The sequence below is a fragment of the Mesorhizobium sp. genome, assembly GCF_004962925.1.
GTDB lineage: Bacteria > Pseudomonadota > Alphaproteobacteria > Rhizobiales > Rhizobiaceae > Mesorhizobium.
On the sequence record NZ_SUEO01000406.1, the window covers coordinates 1 to 934 of the forward strand.

Genomic DNA, 934 nt, shown 5'->3' on the forward strand with positions numbered 1-934 from the left:
GCCATAGATGCGGTTGCCGATTTTTTCGCGGAACTCGTGCGGGATCGGCCCTTTGTTCTCGATGGTGAGATAGGAGATGCAGCGTCGCGCATCGAGCCGGTAGGGAGCCGGAAAGGCGTCGGTCGGGCAAACGTCGAGACAGGCGCGGCACGAGCCGCAATGGTTGTCCTCGGGCGTATCGGGCGCAAGCTCGGCCGTCGTGAAGATGGTGCCGAGGAACAGCCAGGAACCGTGCTCGCGGCTGACCAGATTGGTGTGCTTGCCTTGCCAGCCGAGGCCGGCGGCTTCTGCCAGCGGCTTTTCCATCACCGGAGCAGTATCTACGAACACTTTTACGTCGCCGCCGGCGCGCGCCACGATTTTGCCGGCGATCTCCTTCAGCCGGCCCTTCATCACGTCGTGGTAATCGCGGTTCTGCGCATAGGCGGAGATCGCGCCGCGGTCGCGCTTCACTAGGACCGCGCGCGGATCGCGGTCGGGGCCGTAATTCATGGCCAGCACGATGATAGAGCGAACTTCGGGCCAAAGTGCTGTCGGCTCGCCCCGGCGTTCGAGCGTCTCGGCGATCCAGCCCATCGAGCCGTGAAAACCGTCGGCGACGAATTCGGCAAGCCGGGCCGGCGCCTGCGGGATGGCATCGGGCGTGGTGACGGCAACGGCATCGAAACCGGCGCGCCGTGCCTCGCGGTCGATCAGCGCGCGCAGGTTTTCCGCTCTAGAAATCGAGGTCCGCATAATGTGACACCGGCGACAGGCCGCGCACCCGGTCGGACAAAAGCGGCCGGAACGATGGCCGTGATTTCACCCGTGCATACCATTCGCGCGCAGCAGCGTGTTCGCGCCAGTCGATCTCGCCGAGATAGTCGAGCACCGACAGCGCCGCCGCAGCCGCGAGATCGGCATAGGTGACCTTATTGCCGGCCAGCCATTGGCG

General features: G+C 65.1%; 2 protein-coding genes. Both read right to left on the reverse strand.

Features of this window, described 5'->3' with window-relative positions; translation table 11 throughout:
* On the reverse strand, positions 1 to 735 hold a 735-nt coding region (gene queG / locus E5W87_RS35405; protein WP_292408597.1), incomplete at its 3' end, for a tRNA epoxyqueuosine(34) reductase QueG.
* Positions 716 to 934 (reverse strand): glutathione S-transferase family protein (locus tag E5W87_RS35410; RefSeq protein WP_292408600.1); only part of this gene is annotated, 219 nt, incomplete at its 5' end. The genes E5W87_RS35410 and queG, both read right to left, overlap by 20 nt.